Origin of the sequence: Methanocalculus natronophilus (assembly GCF_038751955.1) — an archaeon.
Lineage (GTDB): Archaea > Halobacteriota > Methanomicrobia > Methanomicrobiales > Methanocorpusculaceae > Methanocalculus > Methanocalculus natronophilus.
Window position 1 is genome coordinate 462 of the sequence record NZ_JBCEXH010000053.1, and the last position, 241, is coordinate 702.

The 241-nt window shown below is 30.3% G+C and carries 1 protein-coding gene; it reads left to right on the plus strand.

Translation table 11 applies throughout. The features are described 5' to 3' along the window. Positions 1 to 10: 10 nt before the first annotated feature. Positions 11 to 241: DUF2188 domain-containing protein (locus ABCO64_RS10350; RefSeq protein ID WP_343089405.1), on the plus strand; the 231-nt coding region annotated here is incomplete at its 3' end.

Genomic DNA, 241 nt, shown 5'->3' on the forward strand with positions numbered 1-241 from the left:
GGGGCATTTCATGGCTGGATTTTTAAAAAGATTGTTTTCTAAAAAAGATAAAAAGAAACCAAGTGAGACAACAAAGCATGATTCATCTCAATCAAGTATAAATAACGAATCAGAAAATCGTAAATACCATGTTTCCTTGAATAAAGATGAATCAAGCGATAATTATAATCAATGGCGGGTAAGAAAAGCATCATCGAACAAAACCATTAAACATTTTAAAACACAAAAAGAAGCAATAGAC